The organism is Bacillus sp. GMa5/1 (assembly GCF_050172015.1).
Lineage (GTDB): Bacteria > Bacillota > Bacilli > Bacillales > Bacillaceae_G > Bacillus_A > Bacillus_A cereus.
The window spans coordinates 1-1908 of the sequence record NZ_JBNLYC010000370.1 but is presented as its reverse complement, the minus strand read 5'-3'; the positions used below and the strand labels follow the sequence as shown (position 1 = coordinate 1908).

Here is a 1908-nt window from a genome sequence, read left to right as displayed (position 1 = left end):
CGTAAGGGCACTTACTGGGTTAGGATATAATCATCCAACAGAAGTACAAGGTGAGGTTATTCCAGTTGCATTAGAAAAGAAGGATCTTGTTGTGAAGTCCCAGACTGGAAGTGGAAAAACAGCTTCATTTGGTATTCCACTTTGTGAAATGGTGGAGTGGGAAGAGAATAAACCACAAGCATTAGTTTTAACACCAACGAGAGAGCTTGCGGTACAGGTAAAAGAAGATATTACAAATATAGGTCGATTCAAAAGGATTAAGGCTGCGGCAGTTTATGGGAAATCTCCATTTGCACGTCAAAAATTAGAATTAAAGCAAAAGACACATATTGTAGTTGGTACTCCTGGTCGTGTGTTGGATCATATTGAGAAGGGTACCCTTTCTTTAGAGTGTTTGAAGTATTTAGTTATTGATGAAGCAGATGAGATGCTAAATATGGGCTTTATCAATCAAGTAGAGGCAATTATTGATGAATTACCTACAAAAAGAATGACGATGTTATTTTCAGCAACACTTCCAGAAGATGTTGAGAAATTGTCTCGTACATATATGAATTCACCAATTCATATTGAAATTAAAGCAGCTGGGATTACGACGGATAAAATTGAACATACTCTTTTTGAGGTGATAGAAGACGAGAAGCTTTCACTACTTAAAGATGTAACAACGATTGAGAATCCTGATAGCTGTATTATTTTCTGTCGTACACAAGAAAATGTAGATCATGTATATAGACAATTAAAACGAGCTAACTATCCTTGTGACAAAATACATGGTGGTATGGTACAAGAAGATCGTTTTGAAGTCATGGATGATTTTAGAAAAGGAAAATTCCGTTATTTAGTAGCAACAGATGTAGCTGCGAGAGGAATTGATATTGATAATATTACACATGTTATTAATTATGATATTCCACTTGAAAAAGAAAGCTACGTACATCGTACTGGAAGAACGGGACGAGCTGGAAATAGTGGAAAAGCTATTACATTTATAACACCATATGAAAATAGATTTTTAGAAGAGATTGAGGAGTATATTGGATTTGAAATTCCAAAGGCAATTGGACCTTCAAAAGAAGAAGTTATGAAAGAGAAAGCTGCATTTGAAGAAAAGATACATGCTAAACCAATTATAAAGAAAGATAAAAATGCAGATATCAACAAAGGCATTATGAAGCTGTACTTTAATGGCGGGAAGAAAAAGAAAATTAGGGCGGTAGATTTCGTCGGTACAATTGCTAAAATTAAAGGGGTTACAGCAGAAGATATAGGTATTATTACGATACAAGATAATGTTTCTTACGTTGAAATATTAAATGGAAAAGGACCACTTGTCTTGAAAGTCATGAAGACTACAACGATTAAAGGGAAACAACTAAAAGTTCATGAAGCAATTAAGTAAATAAAAAACTATCCACTTTAATAGGTGGATAGTTTTTTATTTATGATTCTTTTAAATCATCCACTAGTTGCTCCGCTAAACGTCTATACATATTACTCATAGTGACGAAGGATGTTAGTAGTAGAAATTTTTCTAGCTTTGTATCTTCTAAGGAAGAAATCTCATTTACTTCTGTAACACGGTTATTTACGTCTTGTTTAAAGCTTTCGACATTGCTTTCAGTAAGAGCAAGATAATTTTTGTATAACGTATTTAATTCGAATGAATCATCATTTAATAAGGAGTCATTTATAGTTTCTAATGAACTTTTTATGTCGTTAATGGAGAGAGCTCCCTTTAATTGATAAATTAGGCTAATTAAAATCATATGCTCTTTTGAATACTTTTTATTTTTGATAGGGATGAATAGTTTCCCTTTTGCGTAATTATTAATCATCGTTTTTGTTAATACTTTTTCATCATCAGTTCTCGTTGTATCTGCATAAGTATTCTCAAATAGTTGGACA

General features: G+C 33.0%; 2 protein-coding genes. One reads left to right on the top strand and one right to left on the bottom strand.

All coding sequences use genetic code 11. From position 1 onward, the window contains the following. Window positions 1–1402: DEAD/DEAH box helicase (locus ACQGSG_RS28705; RefSeq protein ID WP_426948704.1), on the top strand; the 1402-nt coding region annotated here is incomplete at its 5' end. Between the two features lie 40 nt (window positions 1403–1442). On the opposite strand, the gene ACQGSG_RS28700 is transcribed toward ACQGSG_RS28705, so the two are convergent. After that, window positions 1443–1908: DUF1836 domain-containing protein (locus ACQGSG_RS28700; RefSeq protein WP_426948702.1), on the bottom strand; the 466-nt coding region annotated here is incomplete at its 5' end.